The sequence below is a fragment of the Chryseobacterium sp. CS3K3.1 genome, from assembly GCF_059515165.1.
On record NZ_JCAKRV010000038.1, the window covers coordinates 1 to 3,973 of the forward strand.

Consider the following 3,973-nt stretch of genomic DNA (forward strand, 5'->3'; position numbering starts at 1 on the left):
TCTTCCCAGGGGTGAGGCTTTTACATTAACGATTTGTTTAGGTCTTCCCAATCCGTCAAAATACTGGACTGTTTCCGAGCTTTTAACATTAGCAAGGGTAGGATCTGACAAATACGTCTTTGAGTATACATAATTTTCTGTATTGGTAAGCTGCCCCTGAGCAGTTCCCATGATGAGAATTCCTATTGGAATTAATATTCTTTTCATCGGTTTTAGTTTTTATAGTTGTATTTCATTTCTTTCAGCACTTTGCCATTCACATCAATCACTTTTTCAAGCCGGTTAGCTGAATCATAAACATAGCTTTCAGTAATTCCTGATGGCGGGGTGATGCTTCTTACTCCTACTAAAGGATCATAGGTGTAAGTCGTGATCTGATAACCGGATAATGCGGTATTACTTCTGAAGGTATTCAATGCTGATAAGAAGGTTGTTTCATCATTGTTCACGCCTGCTGATGCATCTGTATTTGAGGCTGTCACAATAGAATCAATGAATGACTGCTGGATATCTGATAATTTAGCTCCTTCTATCTTTGCTATTGGCTGGGTTTGGTTATACCCCCAAATGATGACTGTGGAAAGGCCGTCCTTGGTGGTGTATTGCTGAAGGTTACCTTTACTATCATATTTATCGTAAGTCACTTCGGTAGAAACAACATTCTGTAAATCAGTAGAGACAAAAGAGCTTGGAAGTAAATTCAAAGGGCTGTCATATTTGGTTTCCGTATTTGACACAATTACATTATCTTTTTTTGTTATAGTCTGCAGCGGAATACCTATTATATTGGCGTTTATCAGCTTCTGATTATTTTTCTCATGAGCATAGCTGGAGGTAGTTTCCAAGGTTGTATTATTGGCAAAAGTTGCTTTTTGTTTTATAGGATAGTCTCTGATATTATATGTAACATCTTCAATTGTTTTCAAAGTCTTTCCGTTAAAATATTCTATAGTCTCAGAATGCGTTGGGTTTGCTTTTCCTATAATCTCCTCCACCGGAAGAATACGCATCATGCTGCTAACGTTGCTTCTGTTATCACAAAATACATTTAAGTCCTGGTTTTGTATACAGCCTGCATAATAATTTTCATAGGAATTGAAATGCCCCGCATACAAATACTCTGAGTAAGGCGAATTGATATAGCTTATATTGAGCCCTGTAAGAATCCTTGAATCATAGATATTATATTCTGTATCTTTTTTATACAGACTTACATTCATATTATCCTTTTTTTCATCCTTTGTTAATAATCCCCTTTTGTAATCGTAGTTATCTACAGGAAGAAATGGAGGCAACTCAAAGTTGATATAATGTGAATCAGGATTAGGCTTATCAATAGGTGAAGTGTAAGAATATTCTGTTCTACCTTTATCTGTTTCCGAAACCGTTATATTCTGATATCCCACATCAGAACCCTGTGTTTTCTGAACAGGAAGAAAACTCTGAGATGAATATATTGCAAATTCATTGGCATAAGGGTATTGACAGTATCCTACCGACATTCCCCCACAAGTTGAAACAAATTTATTACCATATCCATACTTATAAGTCAGCAAAGGTTTTGGAAATACCAAGGCACCGCTGCTTTTTCCTGAATCCGCAAATTTGTTATAAGAAAATGTAACTTTCTTTTGAGGAGCAGCATCATTTGGATTGTTATAATAACTGATCATATTAATTCTTATTCCACCTCCGTTAAGCCATTGTTTTTGTACAGGATTTTTGGTCTTAAATGAATAATTAACAATGGCAGTTCCCTGATCATTTGAATTAGTCCATGTAAATTTAAATCTATAAAAATAGCCACCTTCTAAATTAATTTCTTTATCTGTAGTATTTATACCATATGATTGTACCAACTCTTGATTCAGGTTTAATTTTTCTAAGAATAGAAATCCGATATTATCGGCATTGTTTAAAATTTCGCCACTTTCCAGAACTAATATTTTATTCTGAAGAACTTTTCCTAAACTGTAAGTGGCAGAATTAAAAAAGGTACTCTGTAAGGTAACATTATTCATATTACTGTAAGTCCAATTTTCAATATTATCATCAAAATTGGTAATTGGCATTCCCAGATGATCAGATGAATATGTATTGGATCCAAAATCAAAAGTTCTTACGCCTCCTGAAGGAAGTTTCATGCTTTTGAGGATATTCACATTAATACAATCCGGTGAAACGTATTTTGCCAAAAGGGGATTTGCATTAGGACGAGGACAGTTAAACCACCCCCATTGATCTGTTCCCAACTTACGATCCTGTGGATTGGATGTATAATTTAATATATAATCATATTCTTTATTGGAAGAAGAATCAAACTTTGTTACTTGGGAGAGTGTTAATGTTATATTAGGTATATTTTCTCCTACTAAATTATAAGTAAAATTGCTGTAAGATAACTGATATGTTTCCAGTAGTTTTCCTGATACATCAAAAACTTTAACCTTATCTAATTTTTGAAGCTGCTGAGGCAGACTATAGCCTGAATCATTTCTTCCCTGCAGGTATGTAAAATTAATTTTTCCTTTTCCTGGTATTTCGATCTCTTTTAAACTTCGAACAAATGTATTATTTGTTATGGTGTTCGTTTCGTAAGAAGCCGGCATTTGGCTATCGAAAGTTGTTGCAACAGGCAAAGAGTTCGCATCTTCACTTGCCAACTTATTTCTGGTTATATTAGAATAATTTGTATACTGGATCTCAGAAGCAGGATAGTAGTCCAGCTTTACCAATTCTGTGTTGGATGTGTTGGCAACTCTGCTCAGGTGGAAAGCAGTAGTACTTTCACCGGAATCTTTTGAATTGGTTTGATAAGAGTCATAGTATCCTACTTTATTAGATATACTGGATCTTTGAGTTCTCTCTAATACATCAAAAGTAAAACTATTTCCATATTCGTCAAGAATTACAAAAGAAGCCACTTCTAATGCGTTATTAGGGTTGGTAGAGCCTATGGTAATTTTTAGATTATTTTTATCTAACTTTTCAACATATAAATTATTGTCGGATGACTTTTTAATGATAAACCTTCCGGTATAGCCCATGAAATTATATTGGTAAAGATCATACTCAGTATCATAACGGTTAAAAAATAGTGCATCAAATAAAAGTTTTTTATATTGATCCGTATGATATACACCACCTACGGCTAACTCATCCAAATATTTTCTTGTGTAATTAGTATGCGCGCCTGCATAATTATATTCATCATAAAGAATTCCTACTCTTTGCTCCACCCCCTCATAATTACGGTCATCTGCACTCCCTCGTATAGTTTTGGTAATGGTTCCTCCTGCCAATAGGCTCCAGCCTAACCCTTCTTCTCCGGATTTATCAAGAGGTTTTGCATTAAGGGGATGATAATTTAATGAAACGTTCATGGAAATTTTAGAATCATTTGTTGGGATACTTGCAATTGGAATTTTAATATCAGGGATTCCCGTATAGTAGCTTACAGGAACCTCTTCAAATTTCATTAAATTATTGGCAGTGGGAGCAGCCGGATAAATTTGTTTTATATTGTCCATAGGGCTGCTTGCAGAGGTCGGATTTGAAATTGTAACCTGTGAGTGCAAATACTGCATGAAAAATAATGTTAGTATTAAATATTGTTTTCTCATTGTGTTTTATTTCTTAATTAGTTTAGCATTCGCAGTTTTATTTGTATCCGTTTTGATCGTCACCAGATAAGCCCCTTGAACCAAAGCCTGGGTGTTGATCTTAGTCACTCTATTCTTCGTTTTAATACTCTGGAGCTGTCTTCCACTCATATCATACAAAAGAATATCTGCATCCTTGAAATCGAAACCGATTTCTACGTAAGCATAATCAGAGACAGGGTTTGGATAGATCTTGATGTCATATTTTTCAATTAACTGATCAACCTGCTTGTCTCCCAGCTTGACAATCTTCCAGTTTTCTTTGCCCAATTCTTCAGCACTGGTTCCAGCCAGAATAATAGAACCATCTT

Annotated in this window: 3 protein-coding genes; all 3 read right to left on the bottom strand. The window is 34.9% G+C overall.

Annotated elements, in window-relative coordinates:
* The coding region (locus tag AC5YGI_RS21910; protein ID WP_496169801.1) for a DUF6443 domain-containing protein at nucleotides 1-207 on the bottom strand (207 nt) is incomplete at its 3' end.
* A 5-nt stretch (nucleotides 208-212) separates the two neighbouring features.
* Nucleotides 213-3,587 carry a hypothetical protein gene (locus AC5YGI_RS21915; RefSeq protein WP_496169802.1) on the bottom strand — a complete coding sequence of 1,125 codons (3,375 nt, stop codon included), beginning with the start codon at nucleotides 3,585-3,587 and terminating at the stop codon, nucleotides 213-215.
* 42 nt (nucleotides 3,588-3,629) lie between these two features.
* On the bottom strand, nucleotides 3,630-3,973 hold a 344-nt coding region (locus AC5YGI_RS21920; protein WP_496169803.1), incomplete at its 5' end, for a T9SS type A sorting domain-containing protein.